18 protein-coding genes are annotated in these 18,978 nt (G+C 57.5%); 10 read left to right on the forward strand and 8 right to left on the reverse strand.

Going from position 1 to position 18,978, the window contains the following annotated elements:
• Nucleotides 1-13 precede the first annotated feature (13 nt).
• The 3 genes from abiEi (at nt 14) to C1Y43_RS00670 (ending at nt 2,158) form a co-directional block, all read left to right on the forward strand.
• A complete protein-coding gene (abiEi, locus tag C1Y43_RS00660) occupies nt 14-568 on the forward strand; it encodes a type IV toxin-antitoxin system AbiEi family antitoxin (RefSeq protein WP_021506034.1) in 555 nt (184 codons plus the stop codon).
• Nucleotides 543-1,460, forward strand: coding sequence for a nucleotidyl transferase AbiEii/AbiGii toxin family protein (locus C1Y43_RS00665; RefSeq protein ID WP_104186649.1), 918 nt, complete (start codon nt 543-545; stop codon nt 1,458-1,460). The genes abiEi and C1Y43_RS00665 overlap by 26 nt, the downstream gene beginning before the upstream one ends.
• Nucleotides 1,461-1,642: 182 nt before the next feature.
• On the forward strand, nt 1,643-2,158 hold the full coding sequence (locus tag C1Y43_RS00670) for a phenolic acid decarboxylase (protein WP_058758650.1): 516 nt from the start codon (nt 1,643-1,645) through the stop codon (nt 2,156-2,158).
• 690 nt (nt 2,159-2,848) lie between these two features.
• Here the strand turns inward: C1Y43_RS00670 and C1Y43_RS00675 are convergent.
• Nucleotides 2,849-3,292, reverse strand: a complete 444-nt coding sequence (locus C1Y43_RS00675; RefSeq protein ID WP_104186650.1) for an NUDIX hydrolase — start codon at nt 3,290-3,292, stop codon at nt 2,849-2,851.
• 322 nt (nt 3,293-3,614) lie between these two features.
• On the opposite strand from C1Y43_RS00675, the gene C1Y43_RS00680 reads away from it, so the two are divergent.
• Complete coding sequence (locus C1Y43_RS00680) at nt 3,615-4,370, forward strand: SDR family oxidoreductase (RefSeq protein WP_104186652.1); 756 nt, start codon at nt 3,615-3,617, stop codon at nt 4,368-4,370.
• A 40-nt stretch (nt 4,371-4,410) separates the two neighbouring features.
• Here C1Y43_RS00680 and C1Y43_RS00685 read toward each other — a convergent pair whose 3' ends face one another.
• Nucleotides 4,411-5,244 (reverse strand): LysR family transcriptional regulator, encoded by an 834-nt coding sequence (locus C1Y43_RS00685; protein ID WP_104186653.1) that lies wholly within the window; start codon nt 5,242-5,244, stop codon nt 4,411-4,413.
• Nucleotides 5,245-5,353: 109 nt separating this feature from the next.
• Here C1Y43_RS00685 and C1Y43_RS00690 point away from each other — a divergent pair, with 109 nt between their 5' ends.
• The gene (locus C1Y43_RS00690) at nt 5,354-6,088 is read left to right on the forward strand and encodes an SDR family oxidoreductase (protein ID WP_104186655.1); all 735 of its coding nucleotides are present in this window, start codon (nt 5,354-5,356) and stop codon (nt 6,086-6,088) included.
• A 3-nt stretch (nt 6,089-6,091) separates the two neighbouring features.
• Here the strand turns inward: C1Y43_RS00690 and yeiL are convergent, their stop codons facing one another.
• The gene (yeiL, locus tag C1Y43_RS00695; RefSeq protein ID WP_104186657.1) at nt 6,092-6,784 is read right to left on the reverse strand and encodes a transcriptional regulator YeiL; all 693 of its coding nucleotides are present in this window, start codon (nt 6,782-6,784) and stop codon (nt 6,092-6,094) included.
• A 137-nt stretch (nt 6,785-6,921) separates the two neighbouring features.
• Between yeiL and rihB the strand changes: the two genes are divergently transcribed.
• Nucleotides 6,922-7,854 (forward strand): ribosylpyrimidine nucleosidase, encoded by a 933-nt coding sequence (gene rihB / locus C1Y43_RS00700; RefSeq protein ID WP_058758552.1) that lies wholly within the window; start codon nt 6,922-6,924, stop codon nt 7,852-7,854.
• A gap of 83 nt (nt 7,855-7,937) precedes the next feature.
• Nucleotides 7,938-9,188, forward strand: coding sequence for a NupC/NupG family nucleoside CNT transporter (locus tag C1Y43_RS00705; RefSeq protein ID WP_104187121.1), 1,251 nt, complete (start codon nt 7,938-7,940; stop codon nt 9,186-9,188).
• Between the two features lie 15 nt (nt 9,189-9,203).
• On the opposite strand, the gene C1Y43_RS00710 is transcribed toward C1Y43_RS00705, so the two are convergent.
• The 5 genes from C1Y43_RS00710 to C1Y43_RS00730 all read right to left on the reverse strand — a co-directional run bounded on the left by C1Y43_RS00710 (nt 9,204) and on the right by C1Y43_RS00730 (nt 14,484).
• Complete coding sequence (locus tag C1Y43_RS00710; protein WP_021506045.1) at nt 9,204-10,067, reverse strand: DeoR/GlpR family DNA-binding transcription regulator; 864 nt, start codon at nt 10,065-10,067, stop codon at nt 9,204-9,206.
• A 128-nt stretch (nt 10,068-10,195) separates the two neighbouring features.
• Nucleotides 10,196-11,143: a D-ribose ABC transporter substrate-binding protein gene (locus C1Y43_RS00715; RefSeq protein ID WP_058758551.1), complete on the reverse strand. Its 948-nt coding sequence runs from the start codon at nt 11,141-11,143 to the stop codon at nt 10,196-10,198.
• 74 nt (nt 11,144-11,217) lie between these two features.
• The gene (locus tag C1Y43_RS00720) at nt 11,218-12,273 is read right to left on the reverse strand and encodes an ABC transporter permease (protein WP_104187122.1); all 1,056 of its coding nucleotides are present in this window, start codon (nt 12,271-12,273) and stop codon (nt 11,218-11,220) included.
• 22 nt (nt 12,274-12,295) lie between these two features.
• Nucleotides 12,296-13,834: a sugar ABC transporter ATP-binding protein gene (locus C1Y43_RS00725; protein ID WP_021506048.1), complete on the reverse strand. Its 1,539-nt coding sequence runs from the start codon at nt 13,832-13,834 to the stop codon at nt 12,296-12,298.
• Nucleotides 13,831-14,484, reverse strand: coding sequence for a DUF2291 domain-containing protein (locus tag C1Y43_RS00730; protein ID WP_021506049.1), 654 nt, complete (start codon nt 14,482-14,484; stop codon nt 13,831-13,833). The genes C1Y43_RS00725 and C1Y43_RS00730 overlap by 4 nt, the downstream gene beginning before the upstream one ends.
• 432 nt (nt 14,485-14,916) lie before the next feature.
• Here C1Y43_RS00730 and C1Y43_RS00735 point away from each other — a divergent pair, with 432 nt between their 5' ends.
• Genes C1Y43_RS00735 through C1Y43_RS00745 form a run of 3 tightly spaced genes read left to right on the forward strand, consistent with a single transcriptional unit; the run spans nt 14,917 to nt 18,952 of the window.
• Nucleotides 14,917-16,473: an FGGY-family carbohydrate kinase gene (locus C1Y43_RS00735; RefSeq protein WP_021506050.1), complete on the forward strand. Its 1,557-nt coding sequence runs from the start codon at nt 14,917-14,919 to the stop codon at nt 16,471-16,473.
• A gap of 3 nt (nt 16,474-16,476) precedes the next feature.
• Nucleotides 16,477-18,006, forward strand: coding sequence for a glycerol-3-phosphate dehydrogenase (locus C1Y43_RS00740; RefSeq protein ID WP_021506051.1), 1,530 nt, complete (start codon nt 16,477-16,479; stop codon nt 18,004-18,006).
• A 10-nt stretch (nt 18,007-18,016) separates the two neighbouring features.
• Nucleotides 18,017-18,952 (forward strand): sugar phosphate isomerase/epimerase, encoded by a 936-nt coding sequence (locus C1Y43_RS00745; RefSeq protein ID WP_104092938.1) that lies wholly within the window; start codon nt 18,017-18,019, stop codon nt 18,950-18,952.
• Nucleotides 18,953-18,978 lie beyond the last annotated feature (26 nt).

The following is an 18,978-nucleotide window of genomic DNA, read 5'->3' on the forward strand; positions in this document are numbered from 1 at the left end:
CCCGTAGACTTATATGAACAAAATGACGGCAATCGAGCGGCTTAATGCGTTTGACAGGCAGGGGCGCTATGTCTTTGCTGTGCGTGATTTAGCCAAAGTCTTTTATGACGACAGTGACAAGGCTTTCAATGCTGGCCTGAACCGTCTGGTGAAGGACGGCATCCTGCAGCGCGCCAGCCGTGGCGTCTATGTTTACGCCTATGCGAGAAGTAAAGACGCTTACACGCTGGAAAGAATCGTACAGACGTTGCGCAGAGGAGAATACAGCTACCTGAGCCTGGAATCGGCGTTATCGGCTTACGGTGTAATTTCACAAATCCCGATGGGGCGTCTTACCGTTATGACCACGGGCCGTTCTGAAGAACACATTACGCCTTATGGCGTGATCGAATTCACGCATACCAAACGATCGCCTGAACAAATTTTGCAGGACACCATTTTGGGCGAGTCACCTTTGCGCCTGGCAACCAAAAAAGCCGCACTGCGCGATTTACGTCGGGTGGGACGTAATACGCATCTGATTGATGAGGCGGAAACGAACGATGAATCAGAAAGTCAGTTTCACTGAACTGGTCGCTAAGGCCATGGCTTCAGCGCAACTCGAGGGTATGCGTAACGTAGTGGAAAAAGAGCTTTTACACTACGACATCCTTTACTGTCTGGATAAAGCGGGTCTGCTGCAAAATCTGACGTTCCAGGGCGGTACCTCTTTGCGGCTATGTTATGACGGCAATCGGTTTAGCGAGGATCTGGATTTCGCCGGCGGCATCAACTTTTCCGGTGCAGATTTAAAAAACATGAAGGTCTGTATCGAAGACTATCTCGGCACGCGTTACGGTTTAGAAGTTACGGTCAAAGAGCCGGCAGAACTTCGCCGCCAGCCGGGCTATGAAGAGATCAGAGTCGATAAATGGCAGGTCTCCGTGACGACGGCACCCGAAAAACGCGATATGCCTAAGCAACGCATCAAGGTCGAAGTTGCTAATATTCCCGCTTACAGTCGCAAACCGTTGCCGCTAAGCCGCAATTATCCGGTGTTGCCGGATGGCTACAGCGATACGCTGGTAATGTGTGAAAGTCTCGACGAGATCATGAGTGATAAGCTTATTTCTCTGGTTGCGACCACCAAATATCTTCGTTACCGCGATGTCTGGGATTTACCGTGGCTGATGCAGCAAGGCGCTGCGTATGATGTGGGCTGGATTCGGCAAAAAATCGAGGATTACCGGATTCATGACTATGAAAAGTTATTAAAACAGCGGCTGGCTGGTATCGAAAACATCGTCAAAGACGGACGTTTTTACAACGAAATGCGCCGTTTTATACCCCAGCAGGTATTTGCCAGAACGCTGGGGCGTGCAGAATTTACCGATTACATCGCCGAACGTTTGACCTCGCTGTTGCAAAGATTGCAGCGAGATTTAGCAGGAAAACGGCCAGACGAAGCCTTCAGAATGTAACAGCGACGCTGGCCCGGCGTACAGAGGAGATAAAAGAGCAGGGGACGGGCGCTGTCAAGCCGGCAGCACGCTCAGGAAGCGGATTTTTTTTGTTAATTTGCCGTCTGGTTTTCTCACAGGCGCTATAACTTACTATTCCTGCTTCAACAAACTGCTGATGAGGTAAAACAATGGATAACACCATGATAACGGATGAATTTTCCAAAGATTTGTCTGCGTTTGTCGGGACGCATTTCGTTTATACCTATGATAATGGCTGGAAATATGAGTGGTACGCGCGCAACGCAACAACCTGTGATTATCGTATCCATCAGGGATTGGTTGGTGGCCGTTGGGTGACCAACCAAAGTATGAATGCGGTGCAGTTCGCGCCGGGCATTTATAAAGTCGACTGGCACGAGCCGACCGGCACCTGCGTCAGTCTGCTGTTTGATATCAACCGCAAGGTGATTCACGGCACCATCTTTTTCCCGCAGTGGATTGCCGGCGAAGGACAGCATCCGGAAAAAACCATCTGCTATCAGAATGAATTTATCGAAGATATGCATCGTTTCCGTGATGAAGGGCCAGCGTATCCGTACGTAGTGATTCCTGAGTTTGCCAAAGTGACCTACATGAAGAATGAAGGTCCGGATAATGATGCCGTAATCAACATGCCGCCGGGACAAATGCCGGAAGATTATTTTAAAGATAAATGAGGCTGGCAATCCGCTGACGGCGCCGGGTTCGGTCGCCATGAATGGCGCCCCTGCGATTGTGCAGTGCGGAGTGGCATTGCAGGGTGCGCATTGATGCGCACCTGGATGACATCGCGATATTCAGCAAACAGACCGATCGCGCTACATGAAATCTGACAAAAGCGCTGAGGGATAACCGGGAAGTTTTCGCGTAGCGTTGTCATGCTGGATGAGCTAAAAACATGATCAAAGGGACGAAGCGCGAAGCTGACTTGTAGGGTGCGCATTGATGCGCACCAGGATAACGCAGTCGTGTCCATCAAACGGACCGGTAGGATAGGTGGAATGCGTTGTAAGCCTGGTAAGAGGCGTCAAGGGCGAAATGAAGGATTGAGATACGCGATCAGATATCTTATTTAACATAATATACATTATGCGCCATTTGATTATAGAGTCAAAGCTGACCTGGCCGCTTAGGCTACCTGCTGAAAATCCTGAAATACCTGAATAATTTCTGCATGCATTTCCGTGAATACCTTTTAGACAAAAAGCCTGGCATCCATCAGGTTCAACCCAGAGTCCATGCTTCAAACTTTGCTTTCCTGAGCATGTGTCGGCTCCACTGAACATACTCTGATCACCTGCAATAAGATTCCATTTGAAAGCGGCAATGATAGATTCATACGCTCAACGCTATGACACGTCGCGTAATTAATCCGGCAATGTGCAGAGATCAGCAATATTTATTGGATAAACGACGTCGCGAGTGTTTCGCAGCTCAGTAAGATCCCACCAGTGATAACTATCAATGACTGACTTTTCATTTTCAGTCCAACCACTGGTACAGATATCTTCATCTCCAACTTTAATTAAATAAAATCGTTCATTTGCCAAAACCACCTCACCGCTGGGAAGCGTCATTTCAAAAATGCGCTCAGTTAACGGCTGACCCACATCATCGACATAAAAGCCTGTTTCTTCTCTGAGCTCTCTGATAGCTGCCTGTTCAAAAGTCTCTCCCGGTTCAACGCCTCCACCGGGTGTGGCCCAGTGTTCTCTGCCTGACAGGGCATTATTTTTATGCTTAAACCAGAATAATAAAACCTGATTAAGGGGATTTATAATAAGCAAACGAGCCGAATCGCGGGTGCGCACTTTATAATTCCTTTATGATTTTTAATACAAATCAGCATAACTGATCATGGTCAGAAAACGAAACGCCACAGTCTGCAGGAACAGGACGACAGGATAGACATCCCTCCCCGGCTCGCTATATAGTAAGCGCGCATCTCACTTCTGACTTGCCGTAGGCGTTACCGTCATCCAACGCGCCCTGAACCGGAATGGGCCTCTGCGCAGAGGAAAACCGGAACAGCGCCACGGCATCGTTCACGCTTTCTACGCATCCTGTTTCACGGGATCGCTAGCAGTGCATCACTGCACGTGGCCTTTCATTCTCTGACTGACAAGGCACACTATGAAACTGACCAACAACACCCTGCTCATCACCGGCGCAACCAGCGGTATTGGCCGCCGCATGGCCGAGGTTTTTCACGATCGCGGTAACCGCGTCATTATCACCGGCAGACGTCAGGCGCTGCTCGATGAGATCACCGCCCAGCGCCCGGCCATTACCGGCTTTGCTCTGGACGTTAATGACACCACCGCCCTCGCCCGCTGTTCTGCGGCGATTCACGCGCAGTTCCCGCATATCAACGTGCTGATCGCCAACGCCGGTATCTCGCAGCCGGAAACGGTGACGACAGACGAATGGACCAGTGATATTGCTGAGCAAATCGTGATGACCAACATCCTCGGTGTGATTCGCGTCACCGCCGCGTTTTTGCCGCTGCTGCGCCGTCAGCCGCAGGCCACGCTGATGGCAACCAGTTCCGCGCTGGCCTTCATGCCGCTGGCCAGTTTTCCCACCTACTGCGCCAGCAAAGCCTTTCTGCATTCCTGGCTGGTTTCGCTGCGTCATCAGCTGCGTAATACCCCGGTTGAGGTGCTGGAAATGCTGCCGCCATATCTACAGACGGCGCTGACCGGTGATCACCAGCTCAGCGATCCCCGTGCCATGCCGCTGGAAGACTATATCGCGCAGATTCTGCAGATGCTGGAAAATGGTCCGGTCGCGCGCGGCGAACTGCTGCTGGAGCGCGACTATACGCGGCGCTGGGCCGAACGCGACGGCAATTTTGACGCCATATTTGACATGATGAACCCGCGCTAATCTGCTTTGAACCGGTGCGCCCGGCAGCGTACCGGATCTATCACGAAGTACGCAAAGGCGCGCCGTGGCTGAAGTGCGCCAGCAGCCGTTCTACCGCCGGATTGGCCTGCGCCTGAACCGCATAGCAAATGCCGACACGCCGCATCAGCGGCTGACCGGGTAAAGCGCGCCAGGCCAGGCGATGCCGCGCGGCAACCAGGGGCGCCGGCGCAATGGTGACGCCAAAGCCGGCTTCCGCCAGATCCAGCGCCAGCGCGTAGCTGCCGGCGTTGGCCGCGGCCGCACCCGTACCGTAAAACGGCAGCAGCCGCTGATGTGACTCATCAGTCGGCACCATCACCCACGGCAGCGGATGCAACTGATCATGGGTTAGCGTTTCCAGCTGATTTAGCGCATGACTGGCGGGATACGCCAGCACGTAGTGCTCTTCAAACAGCGGCATAAACAGCTCGTCTTCGCAGCGCAGGCTTTCACACGCCAGCCGGATATCGCCCACGCAACCGGGCTCGACGTTAAGCAGCACCGTGGGAAAATGTTGCCGGATGGCCGTCAGCAGTTGCGCCAGCTGGGCGGGTGCGACATCCCCTTCGACGCCAATCTTAAGCGGCAGGCAATCCGACGGCTGCCGAAAGCGTGTGACCAGCGCCTGCATATCGCTGAGCATCTTGCGCGCTTGCGGATAAAGGACGCGAGCGTCCTCCGTGACCTCCACCCCGCGCGGCCTGCGGATAAACAGCGTGGTGGCCAGCTCCTCTTCCAGCAGTTTGATCGTGGCCGAGAGCGCGGGCTGCGTCAGATTGAGTAACTGTGCGGCGCGCGTGATGTTGCGCTCTTCAAACACGCAGATAAAAGCTTTTAGCTGTCGCTTATCCATAGAAAATCATTATATCGGCGAAAGAAATAAACCATTTTTCACCAATCGCTGCGCGATTTAAAGTGCATACCTCAGCCTCGCCATTAATTTTATCTATGAGGAAGTCATTATGACGCAGAATGTTAAACCCTTAATCGTCATCACCGGTGCCAGCTCCGGTATCGGTCTTGCCACGGCGAAACTGCTTTCGGCGCGTGGACATGCCCTGCTGCTGCTGGCTCGCCGTATCGATCGTATGACGGCACTGAACCTGCCCAACGCCCTGTGCCGCGCGGTTGATGTGACCGATCGCCACGCATTTTCCGCCGCAGTGCAGGATGCTGAGCAGCAGTTTGGCCCGGCTGATGCGCTGATTAACAATGCGGGCGTGATGCTGCTCGGCGCGATTGAACAACAGGATGCCGGCGAATGGGATAAGATGTTCGACGTCAACGTGAAAGGCCTGCTCAATGGCGTGCAGGCGGTCACCGCAGGCATGATTGACCGCAAAAGGGGCACGATCATTAATATCAGCTCAGTGGCCGGACGGAAGACGTTTCCTAATCACGCAGTGTATGTTGGCACTAAATTCGCTGTGCATGGCATGTCAGAGAACCTGCGCGAAGAGCTGTCGCCGCACAATGTACGCGTGATCGTTATCGCGCCGGGCGCAGTTGAAACCGAGCTGTTGAGTCACACCACCAGCGAAGCAATCAAGGACGGTTATCACGCTTGGAAAGCCGAAATGGGCGGCAAGGTGCTCAGCGCAGACGACGTGGCCAGCGCCATCGATTACGCCTATTCGCAGCCGCAGTCGGTTTGCGTGCGGGAAATCGTGCTGGCGGCCACCCGCCAGGGCGCATAAACCTCAGTGACCCGGCAGCGCTGCGCCGGGTTCCATCTCTTCGGCTAAGGCCATCAGTGCCGCGCGGTTAGCGATCGCATAACCCCCCTGCTGCTTACGCAGCACCCCTTCTGCGCTGAACTGCGCAAACACATACAGCAGGTGGCGATAGGTCACGCCAAGGTACTCCGCCACCTGCGTATGCTTCTCTTTATACACACCATCATGCTGGGTCAGCAGGATAAAGGCCGCCAGCCGGTTAACCAGTGGAAACGCCTGATTGCGCGTTGAGGTGACAATATTGCGGAAATTCTTTTTCACCAGGCCAAGGCAGGCGTGGCGCAGGAACTGCGCATCATTTAACAATAGCGTGCGGCAGGTTTTCACCGGCAGCGCCAGGCACCAGCAGGCTTCAATCGCCTGCACCGCGCGTGAAGCATGCGTTTCATCCAGCACTTCAATCTCGCCAATAAAACAGGGCGCATTAAAGAAATCCACCAGCGAAATACGGCCATTAGCCAGCGTGACATACAGTTTGGTGCGACCGCGCGCCAGATAAAACATATACGCCGGCAGAGCCCCCTCGCGCACAATATAGTCCCCGGCAAGAATATGAAATAAATGTGTGTGCGGGATCACATCGGCTGAAAATTTATCGCAATAGCCGGACGCCATTATTAACTGCTGCTTCAGCGCGTCATTATTTATTTCTTTCATTATTCGATGTCCACTATGAGATTTCTCATACTCTGGCGTGTCACGCCGCTGCTAAGGTGAAGGCCTCTACCCTACCGCACCGGAAAATTTCTGCAATGAAATTAAGGTGATAACTGAATAAGTTGAGGAATAAAACCATGACAGCACGTAAAATTATTCTGGACTGTGATCCCGGTCATGATGATGCCATCGCCATCATGCTGGCCGCGAAACATCCTTCGATTGAACTGCTCGGTATCAGTATCGTGGCGGGCAATCAAATTCTGGACAAAACGCTGGTTAATGGCCTGAACGTTTGCCAGACGCTGAATATTGACACGCCAGTTTATGCCGGCATGCCGCAGCCGATTATGCGCCAGCAGATCGTCGCCGATAATATTCACGGCGAAACCGGTCTTGACGGCCCGGTGTTCGGCCCGCTGACGCGTAAAGCGGAAACAAAGCACGCGGTAAACTTTATTATCGATACGCTGATGAACAGCGACGGGGATATCACGCTGGTGCCGGTCGGCCCGCTCACTAATATTGCGGTAGCGATGCGCATGCAGCCGAAAATCATTCCTAAAATCCGTGAAATTGTGCTGATGGGCGGCGCTTACGGCACCGGTAATTTTACCCCGTCGGCGGAGTTTAATATTTTTGCCGACCCGGAAGCCGCGCGCGTGGTATTTACCGCCGGCGCCCCGCTGGTGATGATGGGCCTCGACTTAACGCACCAGACGGTGTGCACGCCGGACATCATTACCCGCATGGAAAAGGCTGGCGGCCCGGCCGGAAAGCTGTTCAGCGACATGATGAATTTTACGCTGAAAACCCAGCACGATAATTACGGTCTGGCGGGCGGCCCGGTGCATGACGCCACCTGTGTCGCCTATCTGATCAATCCGGATGCCTTCAACGTTCAGCCGATGTTTGTCGAAATCGATGTCAACAGCGGTCCCTGCTATGGCCGCACGGTGTGTGATGCGCTGGGTGTGCTGGGGAAACCGGCAAACACCAAAGTGGGCATCACGCTGGATACCGCCTGGTTCTGGGATTTAGTCGAAGACTGCGTGCGCAGGTACCGCTAATCCTTTAACCCCACAATATGGGCAGAAAGTGGTCGCCCATACCGCTATGCAACCTCACCAGGCTGACATCAGGAAATATCATGATGGATATAATGAGAAGTGTTCTGGGTATGGTGGTATTACTGGCGATCGCGTTTCTGCTGTCAGTAAATAAAAAACACATCAGTCTGCGCACCACCGGTGCCGCGTTACTGATTCAGATTGCCCTCGGCGGCGCGATCCTCTATTTGCCGCCGGGCAAATGGCTGGCGGAAAAAGTCGCCAGCGGCGTGCATCAGGCGCTGGCTTACAGTGATGCGGGCAGCGCGTTTCTATTTGGCGCGCTGGCCGGACCGCAAATGGACAAGGTGTTTAACGGCGCCGGCTTTGTGTTTGCTTTTCACGTTCTGCCGGCCATCATCTTTATCACCGCGCTGGTTAGCGTGCTCTACTACATTGGCGTAATGGGCGCCATCATTCGCCTGCTGGGCGGCATCTTTCAGCGCGCGCTCAACATCAGTAAGATCGAATCCTTCGTGGCGGTCACCACCATTTTCCTCGGCCAGAATGAGATCCCGGCCATCGTCAAACCCTTCGTCAACCGTCTCAATCGCAACGAACTGTTCACCGCCATCTGCAGCGGCATGGCTTCAATAGCCGGTTCCACTATGCTCGGCTATGCCGGGCTGGGGGTACCGATTGAATATCTGCTGGCCGCCTCGCTGATGGCCATTCCTGGCGGCATTCTGTTCGCCCGGCTGCTCAGTCCGGCAACGGAAGCGTCGCAGGTGACTTTTACCAACCTGTCGTTTAGCGACACGCCGGCACGCAGCCTGATTGAAGCCGCCGCCAGCGGAGCGATTACCGGGATGAAAATAGCCGCCGGTCTGGCGACGGTGGTGATGGCGTTTGTCGGTATCATCGCGATGCTCAACGGCATACTCGGCGGCATCGGCGGCTGGTTTGGTCACGGCGACATCAGTCTGCAGGGAATACTCGGCTTCGCGCTGGCCCCGCTGGCGTGGCTGATGGGCGTGGCGTGGCACGATGCGGCGCTGGCGGGCAGTCTGATAGGTCAGAAACTGGTGGTGAACGAGTTTGTCGCCTACATCAGCTTTTCACCTTATCTGCATCAGGCGGGCGCGCTCGACGGCAAAACCATCGCCATCGTCTCGTTCGCCCTGTGCGGCTTTGCTAACTTTGGTTCGATTGGCGTGGTGGTCGGCGCCTTTTCTGCCGTCGCACCAGAGCGCACCCCGGAAATCGCGCGGCTGGGCCTGCGCGCGCTGATCGCCGCAACGCTCTCCAATCTGATGAGCGCCACCATTGCCGGCTTCTTCATCGGCCTTGGCTAACGCGCAAACCGGGCATTACGCCTCTGTGCGTCCCTGCCCGGTTTTCATCGGTGCCACCACCACATTCACCCCCAACTCCTGCAGGCGACGCAGCACCGGCACCGGCGTGCCCTGATTAACGATCACCACATCAAACTCGCTCAGGTGAGCAAAGCGATGCAGCGCGCGCCGCTCAAACTTGGTGTTATCCATCATCAGGATGCGCTTCTGCGCTGCCTCGAACATCGCGCGCTTGGTTTCCACCGTCTCGGCCGACTGGTGAAACACCGCATCATCAATAATCGCCGACATGCTGACAAAAAACACATCGGCGCGCAGGCTGGCGATTTCGTCTCGCGTCATGCGCCCCATAAAGGCGTTACACCAGTGATGAAACTGGCCGCCAAGCCCCATCAGGGTGATATCGCGACCGTTGCGTAATTCATTCATTAACGTCAGCGAATTGGTGATCACCGTGAGCGGCGCTTTGGCCGGCAGCAGCCGCGCCATCTGCAGCACGGTGGTGGAATCATCCAGAAACAGCGCCTGGCCGGGTTCAAGGTAGCCAGCGGCCACTTCGGCAATCGCCTGCTTCTCTTCCAGCTGGCGCGTGGCACGGTAGAGATCGCTGGATTCCACCAGGCTGGTTGGTGTGGCGGAGACCACGCCGCGTGATTTATGCAGCAGCCCGCGCTCGACCATCTCATCAATATCGCGATGGGCGGTCATCAGGCTGATCCCGAAGCGCTCAGTAATATCTTCGATACGCACCGCGCCTTCGGCCATCACGGCTTCGGCTATGAGCTGGCGTCGTGCCAGCTGACGCGCCTGACGGCTGTCGCCCGGTAAGGTTTCATTCAGGAAGTGACCAGCGGAGGTCTCTTGCGGGTTATGCGCCATGTTTCGTCCGGAAAGTGAAGCGGAAATGCAGTTTCGGCTTTGATTACAGCGCGTAAACGTTTCTTTTGCAAATCAGGCGCGCAGCAGGCAACCGATGACGGCCAGAATGCCGCCATCGGTAATCTGACTTACTGCTTCAGGACAAACGGCGAAACGAAATCACCGGCGTTGTCTTTGGTGATCAGGATACAGTCAAACAGCTGCTTCTCCTGTGCTACCCCGGTTTTGCCGGTTTTGAGGAAGGTGTCCGCCTGCTCTACCGCCTTCTGCGCAAACTGCGCTACCGGCTGCATCACGGTATAGGCCAGCGTACCGGCTTTAACCGCGTCGACCGCATCCGGTGAACCGTCAAACCCACCCACTTTCACCTGACTGAGTTTGCCGGCTTCCTTCAGGGCGGCGATAGCACCCAGCGCCATCTCATCGTTACCGCTGATCACCCCTTTGATGTTCGGATTAGCCTGCAGCAGCGACTGCATTTTATTGAAGCCCTGGGTGCGATCCCAGTTCGCCACTTCCTGGCCGACTTTCTTCAGCGTCGGGTACTGAGACAGCACGGTATCGAAACCGTTGGCGCGCGTGGCGGCGTTGTTATCCGACGGCGGTCCCACCAGCTCGACATAGCTGGCGCTGTCACCCACCTGCTTCACCCACTCCATCGCGCCTACTGCCGCGCCCTGCGCGTTATTCGACACCAGCTGCGCTTTAGCCAGCCCGCTCTGGTTCAGTTCGGCATTGATCACAAACACCGGAATATTGGCGGCAATCGCTTTCTTCACCGAGCCAATCGAGCCGTCGGCGTTAGCCGGATCGAGAATGATCGCCTTCGATTTATTGGTGATCGCCGTATCAATCAGCTGGCTTTCGGTGTTGGTATCCCCTTTGTGCGCGCTGACTTTGGCACTGTAGCCCAGCTTCTCCGCCGCCTTCTGCGCGACCTGGCCCTCAGTCAGCCAGTATGGGTTGGAGGGATCGTTGACGATGATGGTCATCAGGCCGTTGTTGGCCCAGCTGGGTAAGGCAAAGGTGGAGATGGCCATCGCGGCGGCGGCGATAAACAGACGTTTAGTGAACATAGGTGCTCCGTTATTATTAGGGTACAGGTTTGTTTTACGGTTACTCGCGCGCCAGCCGGCCAGCGCGCACAGGGTTAGCGACCGCGCCGGCCGTATTGCAGGGTGTTGAGCAATACCGCCAGCACAATCACGGCGCCAGTGAACACCGTCTGCCAGTAGGCAGAAACGCCGATAATCACCAAGCCATCAGAGAGAAAGCCAATCACGAACGCGCCCAGCAGCGTGCCGCGCACGTTACCGCGTCCTCCGGTCAGCGCCGCACCGCCAATCACCACCGCAGCAATGGCGGTCAGCTCGTAGGTGGTGCCCGCGGTCGGACCGGCGGAGGTCAGCTGCGAAGAGAGCACCAGCCCGGCCATCGCCGCACAGATACCCGACAGCACGTAGACGCTGATTTTGATGCGTTTCACCGGCACGCCGGAAAGATCGGCGGCGCGCTCGTTACCGCCCGAGGCATACAGCCAGCGGCCAAACGCCGAGCGACTCAACAGGAAACCGCAGGCCAGCGCCACTGCGCCGAGCACCAGCACACCGACCGGGATGTTGAACAGGCGGTTAAAACCGAGCCAGTCGAAACCGGTATTGCCCAGCGCTTCGCTGCCGGATAGTTTGTTGTAGGTCAGACCGTTGGTGATCAGCAGCGCGATACCGCGCGCCACATACATGGTGCCGAGCGTGGCGACAAACGCCGGGACGCGAAAAATCGCAATCAGCACGCCGTTGACCAGCCCTACCAGCGCGCCCAGCACCAGCGTCAGAATTGCCACCGCCCACACTGGCAGATAGAGCACCAAGCCAAGCGCTTCAAGGTTGATGCCCTGCATCATAAAGCCGGCCATCACCCCGGCCAGTCCCAGCGTCGAGCCGACTGACAAATCAATCCCGCCGTTAAGGATCACCAGCAGCATGCCGATCGCCGGCAAACCGAAGATGGCCACATGCGACGCCATGGTGAGGAAGTTCGCGCCGGTAAAGTAGTTGGGCGATAGCAGGGAGAAAGTGGCGATAATCACCAGCAGCGCGATAAAGGCACGCCCTTCCAGCAGCAGCCGCGCCAGGTTGAGGCGCTTGCCGCTGGCCGGTTTCGCCACACGCGGTGCGCTATCCAGCGTTTGGGTTCTGTCAGTCATACCGTTTGCTCCGTTTTTCATGTCATGCCACCAGAGACTCGCCCGAAGCGGCCATAATGCGTTCTTTGCTCACGCTGGCGTCGAAGATGGCCGAGATGCGCCCTTTGCTCATCACCACGATGCGGTGCGCGATACTCAGGCACTCGCCCACTTCTGAGGTGGTGTAAACCACCGCCAGCCCTTTGCTGGCGTTCTCCGCCAGCAGACGAAACACTTCGGCTTTGGCACCGATATCGATGCCGCGGCTCGGTTCATCCAGCAGAATCACTTTGGGTCGGGTGGCGAGCATTTTGCCGATCACCACCTTTTGCTGATTGCCGCCGGACAGGGAACCGATAGCCGCCTCACCGCCGGCAGTCTTGACCGTCACGTTACGAATGCTGTCACTAATCAGCTGTTTCTCCCGTCGCGTTGACAGCACCAGCCCGCGCACAAACTCGCTGATGCTGGCCAGCGACAGGTTCTCGCCCACCGTCATGGTCTGCACCAGCCCGTCGCGCTGGCGATCTTCCGGGACCAGCGCCAGCCCCATTTTGATGCGTTGCGACAGCGACAGCGCGGAGATCTCGGTATCCTGCAGCAGGATGTGCCCGCTGCTCTGCTTCAGCCGTCCGGCGAGACACTCCAGCAGCTCGGTGCGCCCCGCGCCCATCAGACCATAAATGCAGACAATCTCGCCGGCCTGCACCGTCAGCGACAGCTGATCCACCAGCCGGATGCCGGTTTTGCTTTTCACGGTTAACGCCTGCACCGTCAGCGCGTCACCGCCGAAGGCATAGCCGCCGGGCGGTGAACCGAGGTCGAAGTGCTCTCCCACCATGTTGCGCACGATCCACTCGAGGTCGATCTCGTCGCGCCGGGCGTAGGCGGTCATCACGCCGTCACGCAGTACCACTGCGCGATCGGTGATCTCCAGAGCTTCCTCCAGATGGTGTGAGATATACACAATCGCCACGCCCTGACTGGTCAGATCTCGGATGACCTGAAACAGCACCGCCACTTCCGCCGCGCTGAGCGCCGAGGTCGGTTCATCCATGATCAGGATTTGTGAATTCACCGACAGCGCGCGGGCGATCTCCACAATCTGCTGCTGCCCGAGACGCAGGTTCTCCACCGGCGTCAGCGGATCAATCTCCTCCTCCAGCGCCGCCATCAGATGGCGGGTCAGCCGCGCCTCTTCGGCGTAATCCACCCCGCCGGGCCGCATGATTTCGCGCCCCATAAAAATGTTGTCGCGCACGTTCATGTTGGGCGCGAGATTCAGCTCCTGATGAATAATCGAGATACCACAGTCGCGCGCCTCGGTGGCCGAACGGAACACCTTTGCTTCGCCGTTTAACAGAATTTCCCCGGATGTTGGCGTAATCACGCCAGAAAGAATTTTCATCAGCGTCGATTTACCGGCGCCGTTTTCACCGAACAGCGTGGTGACTTCGCCGCGGCGGATTTCAAAATTGACGCCTTTCAGCGCATGGGTGGAGCCATACACTTTGCTGACGTTGCGCGCCTGCAGAATCACTTCTCCTTTCAGCAGCGCCGGATTGACGTTGAACGGTTTCATTGCACCTCCACGCGCACCGGCGTAATCAGCCAGTTGGTCGGGCTGAGCAGACGGAACACGCCGACCACCTGCACGGTTTTGCCCGGCAGCGCGTCGCGGTCCAGTTTCTCCAGCACCGCCGCTTTCATGGCACGGTTAATCGCCGCCCCGGCGTTCTGGTATTCGATCTGATTAGTAAAATCACCAAACTGAATTTTGCCGCTGGCATCACGCAGATCGGTGCCGGTAATCGCCGGGCCGGTTTGCAACCGCAGCTGCGTGCCCGCCGGCAGACCGGCGACCTGTAACGGGAAAACACCCATTTGCCCCGGCTGCACCACGCCCTGCAGTTTGACCGGCAGCACCGGCAGCGGCGAGCCGACACCGTATCTGGCCACCGCCTGCTGCCGATCGCTGTTCAGTGCGGCCGCAAGCGTGGCGGCATCCACCGCGCGCGCTTCAACATCCTGCTGGATGCCGGGAAAGGTTTTTTGCCCGTAGCTGTCTGCGGAGAAGCCCTGCTGACGCGCGTCGTCTGCCGAACCGATGCGCACTACTTTGGTATCCAGCGCCATGGCGGCTACCAGCGCCACGATCACCACACCGCTGAGCGTGTAGCGCCGCCGACGTTTGCGTGCCAGCTGCTGCGTTAAGATTGAGACCTCGGACATAACGTGACCTCTCAGGGTGAACAGCGACGATATTCATCGCTGTGCAATGTTATAAATGTGATAACTTGTGTGATGAGAATTGTGCTGTTGTGACTAAATTGTCAACAGGTGGCGCGCAATTTTTCGCACAGCGCGATCTGGATCGCTTATTTGCCTGCAATCACCCCAAATCCGTTTAAAAACCCCTTTAATACAATCATTAAAAACCTTTCACAGTGTGCAGGTGCATCCGCAATCCCCGCTGATTTTGTGATCGAACTCGCCATCCGGTGTGAAATTTATTCTTTTTTGGGAAAAATAATACATCAGATATGTTATCTCCATGAGAAGTGGTGTAAGACAGTATTTAGCAAAATCATCAGAGCTCATTAACAAGGCTGCGGATAAACCAAACAGGGGTTCCCGCTCCGGGAGCAGCGAACGGAGGTGTATGTGGAGAGTGGCGATATCATTCTGGGTCTGGATTCCGGCACCTCGGTGGTTAAAGCGGTGGCGTTTGATCTGGAAGGTAACCAGCTGGCGTGCGCGTCGGCGCGCAATCGCTATTACCGCAGCGCAGGCGGTGCCGCCCAGCAGTCAATGACGCAAACCTGGCAAGATGCGGTCAGTGCGATTCACAAGCTCGGCGATCGGGTGGAGAATCTGGCGGCGCGCGTGGTGGCCGTGGCGGTGACCGCCCAGGGCGACGGCAGCTGGCTGGTCGGTGCTGATAATCAGCCGGTGGACGATGCGTGGATCTGGCTGGATGCCCGCGCCGCCGCCACGGTGGAAAAACTCAATCAGCAGCCGCTGGCCGCCGCACGCTTTCAGGCCACCGGCACCGGTCTTAACACCTGCCAGCAGGGTGCGCAGCTGGCGCACATGGACCAGCACTATCCCGAACTGCTGGCGCGCACCGAAGTGGCATTGCACTGCAAGGACTGGCTCTATCTCAATCTGACCGGTGTGCGCGCCACCGACCCGTCTGAAGCCAGCTTTACCTTTGGCAACTATCGCCACCAGCGCTACGACGATACGGTGATTGACGCGCTGGGGCTTAACCACCGGCGCCACCTGCTGCCGGAGATTATCGACGGCACGCAAATCACCCATGGCCTGACCGCTGACGCCGCCCGGCAAACCGGCCTGCTGGCTGGCACGCCGGTGTGTCTCGGCTATGTCGATATGGCGATGACCGCGCTCGGTGCCGGGGTGCACACCGGTGAAGCCAATACCGCCTGTTCGATTGTCGGCTCAACCGGCGTGCATCTGCGCAGCGTCACCATTGACGAGGTATGGCTCAACCCGGCGCAAACCGGCTACGTGATCCCGCTGCCGTGGCCAGGTTATGTCACTCAGGTACAAACCAACATGGCCTCCACGCTCAATCTCGACTGGCTGCTGAACGTGGCCAGCGATCTGCTGAGCAGCTTTGGTTGTGAAACCGATCATGCGCGGCTGGTGCAGCAGATCGATCGCTGGCTCAACGACGCGCAGCCGGGCACCCTGCTGTTCCATCCTTACATTTCACTGGCCGGTGAACGCGGACCGTTTGTCAACGCCGATGCGCGCGCCAGTTTCACCGGCCTTAACTACCAGCACAACTTTGGCGACCTGGTGCGCGGCGTGATTGAAGGCATCGGCATGGCAGCTCGCGACTGTTATCAGGCGATGGGCGCCACGCTGCCGGGAGAAATTCGCCTTACCGGCGGTGCGGTGCGATCGCAGCCGCTCAGGCAAATCCTTGCCGCCTGTATCGGCGCGCCGGTGCGCATCAGCCAGCGCGAGGAAGCCGGCGCAGCGGGTGCGGCCATGATGGCAGCGGTGGCGATTGGCGCGTATCCGGACATGGCGCAGTGCGTTGAACGCTGGGTGCGCCCGCTGCTGGACGACGCCGAAGCGCCGTCGCCTGCGCTGATGCAGCGCTACCAGCAGCTGTTCCCCCAGTATCAGCAGATCCGCCGCGATCTTCCTGCCGCCTGGCAGGCATTAAACAGTTTTAAGGAGTAACGCATGAGTGACAACACGTTGGATCTGTTTGTGATCGGCGGTGGCATTAACGGTGCCGGTATCGCGCGCGATGCCGCCGGGCGCGGGCTGTCGGTGATGATGTGTGAAAAAGACGATCTTGCCGCAGGCACCTCCTCACGCTCCGGTAAACTGGTGCACGGCGGCCTGCGCTATCTGGAGTACTACGAATTCCGCCTGGTGCGCGAGGCGCTGATTGAACGCGAGGTGCTGCTGAACGCGGCGCCGCACATTATCTGGCCGATGCGCTTTGTGCTGCCGCACAGCCCGTCCGATCGCCCGGCGTGGCTGGTGCGGCTGGGGCTATTTCTCTATGACCACCTTGGCGGACGCAAAAAACTGCCGGGCACGCGCGTGCTCGATCTGACGCGCGATCCTGAAGGCGCACCGCTGCTGGACAGCTACCAGAAAGGCTTTGAGTATTCCGATTGCTGGGTCGACGATGCCCGGCTGGTGACGCTCAATGCGCTGGATGCCGCCGAGCGCGGCGCCACCATTCTGCCGCGCACCCGCTGCGTGTCAGCGCAGCGTCTGCCGGGCAAATGGCAGATTACCCTGCAGGATCAGGCCAGCGGCGCGCAGCGCACGGTGTTCGCCCGCGCGCTGGTGAATGCCGCCGGGCCGTGGGTGCTGGATATCGTCAATCAGGTTAGCCACACGCAAAGCCAGCGCAGCGTGCGGCTGGTGAAAGGCTCGCACCTCATCGTGCCGAAATTCTGGGAGGGCCAGCAGGCCTATCTGGTGCAAAACACCGACAAGCGGGTGATTTTTATCAATCCTTATGAGGGTGATAAAGCGTTAATCGGCACCACCGACATTCCCTGGCAGGGCAAAGCGGAAGATGTCAGTGCGGATGATAGCGAGCAGCAGTATCTGATTGACGTGGTGAATCGCTACTTCAAGGTTAAGCTGCGCGCCAGCGATGTAATTACCCGCTTCTCCGGCGTACGGCCGCTGTTTGACGACGGCAAAGGCAATCCCTCGGCGGTGACGCGGGATTATGTGTTCGACCTGGATAATCAACAGGATGCGCCGCTGCTGCACGTGTTCGGCGGCAAAATTACCACGTTCCGCAAGCTGGCCGAGCATGCGCTGCAACAGCTGGCGCCGTTTTTCCCCAACATGGGCGCGGACTGGACGCGCAGTGCCACGCTGCCGGGCGGCGAGATCGCCCATGCCGATTTTGACAGCTTCCTGGAAGAGATCAAAACGCGCTGGCCGTGGCTGCCGCAGCCGCTGCGCAAGCACTATGCGCGTCTGTACGGTGCGCGGATGAGCACGCTGCTGGGCACCGCCAGCGCGCTGAGCGATCTCGGTGAGCATTTTGGCGGCCAGCTGTATGAGGCCGAGGTGCGCTATCTGGTGCAGTACGAATGGGCGCAGCAGCCGGAAGATATCCTGTGGCGTCGCACCAAACATCAGCTGCACCTGAGCGCCGCACAGCGCACCGCGTTCAGCCAGTGGTTCGAACAGACTTTCCACCCTGCCGCGCCGCTGCGCGCCCACGCTGGCTGAGAGGTGCCGCATGCCATTAACGCTTTCGCTGAATACCAATCCGCTGGTGAACCGCTTCGCCGATCCCGGCGATCTGATTCACACCGTGGCGCAGCAGATCCGCATTCGCGATCTGCAGCTGACGCATGAATTTATCAATCCCGGCTGGCCCGCCGCCACCCTCAGCCACATGACGCGCCGCATGCAGCAGGCGCTGCGTGCCACCGGCGTGCGCGTCACCTCCGGCATGACCGGCCCGTATGGCCGCCTCAACCATTTTGGTCATCCGGATGCGGCGGTACGTCGCTACTACATTGACTGGTTCAAGACCTTTGCCGACATCACCGCGGAACTGGGCGGCGTCGCGGTGGGCTCGCAGTTTGCCATCTTCACCCAGCGGGATTTTAACGATGCGGCGCGGCGTGAAGCGCTGATTGCCATCGCCATTGACTGCTGGGCGGAAGTGGCGGAACACGCCAAAGCGGCCGGTCTGCGTTACCTGTTCTGGGAACCGATGAGCGTCGGGCGCGAATTTGGCGAAACCATTCCCGCCTGTATGGCACTGCAGCAGCGGCTGAGCGCGGCACAGTTTGCCCTGCCGATGTGGATGATGGCGGATATCGATCATGGCGATGTCACCTCTGCCGATCCGCGTGACTACGACCCTTACGCGTGGGCTGAAGCGGTGCCGCGCTTTTCGCCCATCATCCATATAAAGCAGAGCATGATGGATAAAGGCGGGCACAGGCCCTTTACATTGCAGTACAATGCCGGCGGTCGCATTCAGCCGCAGCCGCTGCTCGAGGCGCTGGCGCGCGGCGGCGCGCAGGATAACGAGATTTGCCTCGAGCTGAGCTTCAAAGAGCGCGAACCCACCGACAGCAATGTGGTGGCGGAGATTGCTGAAAGCGTGGCGTTCTGGGCCGACCATATTGATACCGGGGTGCAGGATTTGCATCTCGCGTGAGCATGCCGTGCTGAGGGCTTTCGTCA

Origin of the sequence: Pantoea sp. ICBG 828 (genome assembly GCF_002928355.1) — a bacterium.
Lineage (GTDB): Bacteria > Pseudomonadota > Gammaproteobacteria > Enterobacterales > Enterobacteriaceae > Pantoea > Pantoea dispersa.

Coding starts and splice junctions, on each gene's coding strand:
- C1Y43_RS00745 (WP_104092938.1), top strand. CDS start 18,017: ATGCCATTAACGCTTTCGCTGAATACCAATCCGCTGGTGAACCGCTTC.
- C1Y43_RS00740 (WP_021506051.1), top strand. CDS start 16,477: ATGAGTGACAACACGTTGGATCTGTTTGTGATCGGCGGTGGCATTAAC.
- C1Y43_RS00730 (WP_021506049.1), bottom strand. CDS start 14,484: ATGTCCGAGGTCTCAATCTTAACGCAGCAGCTGGCACGCAAACGTCGG.
- abiEi (WP_021506034.1), top strand. CDS start 14: ATGAACAAAATGACGGCAATCGAGCGGCTTAATGCGTTTGACAGGCAG.
- C1Y43_RS00690 (WP_104186655.1), top strand. CDS start 5,354: ATGACGCAGAATGTTAAACCCTTAATCGTCATCACCGGTGCCAGCTCC.
- C1Y43_RS00715 (WP_058758551.1), bottom strand. CDS start 11,143: ATGTTCACTAAACGTCTGTTTATCGCCGCCGCCGCGATGGCCATCTCC.
- C1Y43_RS00685 (WP_104186653.1), bottom strand. CDS start 5,244: ATGGATAAGCGACAGCTAAAAGCTTTTATCTGCGTGTTTGAAGAGCGC.
- C1Y43_RS00720 (WP_104187122.1), bottom strand. CDS start 12,273: ATGACTGACAGAACCCAAACGCTGGATAGCGCACCGCGTGTGGCGAAA.
- C1Y43_RS00680 (WP_104186652.1), top strand. CDS start 3,615: ATGAAACTGACCAACAACACCCTGCTCATCACCGGCGCAACCAGCGGT.
- C1Y43_RS00665 (WP_104186649.1), top strand. CDS start 543: ATGAATCAGAAAGTCAGTTTCACTGAACTGGTCGCTAAGGCCATGGCT.
- C1Y43_RS00710 (WP_021506045.1), bottom strand. CDS start 10,067: ATGGCGCATAACCCGCAAGAGACCTCCGCTGGTCACTTCCTGAATGAA.
- rihB (WP_058758552.1), top strand. CDS start 6,922: ATGACAGCACGTAAAATTATTCTGGACTGTGATCCCGGTCATGATGAT.
- C1Y43_RS00705 (WP_104187121.1), top strand. CDS start 7,938: ATGGATATAATGAGAAGTGTTCTGGGTATGGTGGTATTACTGGCGATC.
- yeiL (WP_104186657.1), bottom strand. CDS start 6,784: ATGAAAGAAATAAATAATGACGCGCTGAAGCAGCAGTTAATAATGGCG.
- C1Y43_RS00725 (WP_021506048.1), bottom strand. CDS start 13,834: ATGAAACCGTTCAACGTCAATCCGGCGCTGCTGAAAGGAGAAGTGATT.
- C1Y43_RS00670 (WP_058758650.1), top strand. CDS start 1,643: ATGATAACGGATGAATTTTCCAAAGATTTGTCTGCGTTTGTCGGGACG.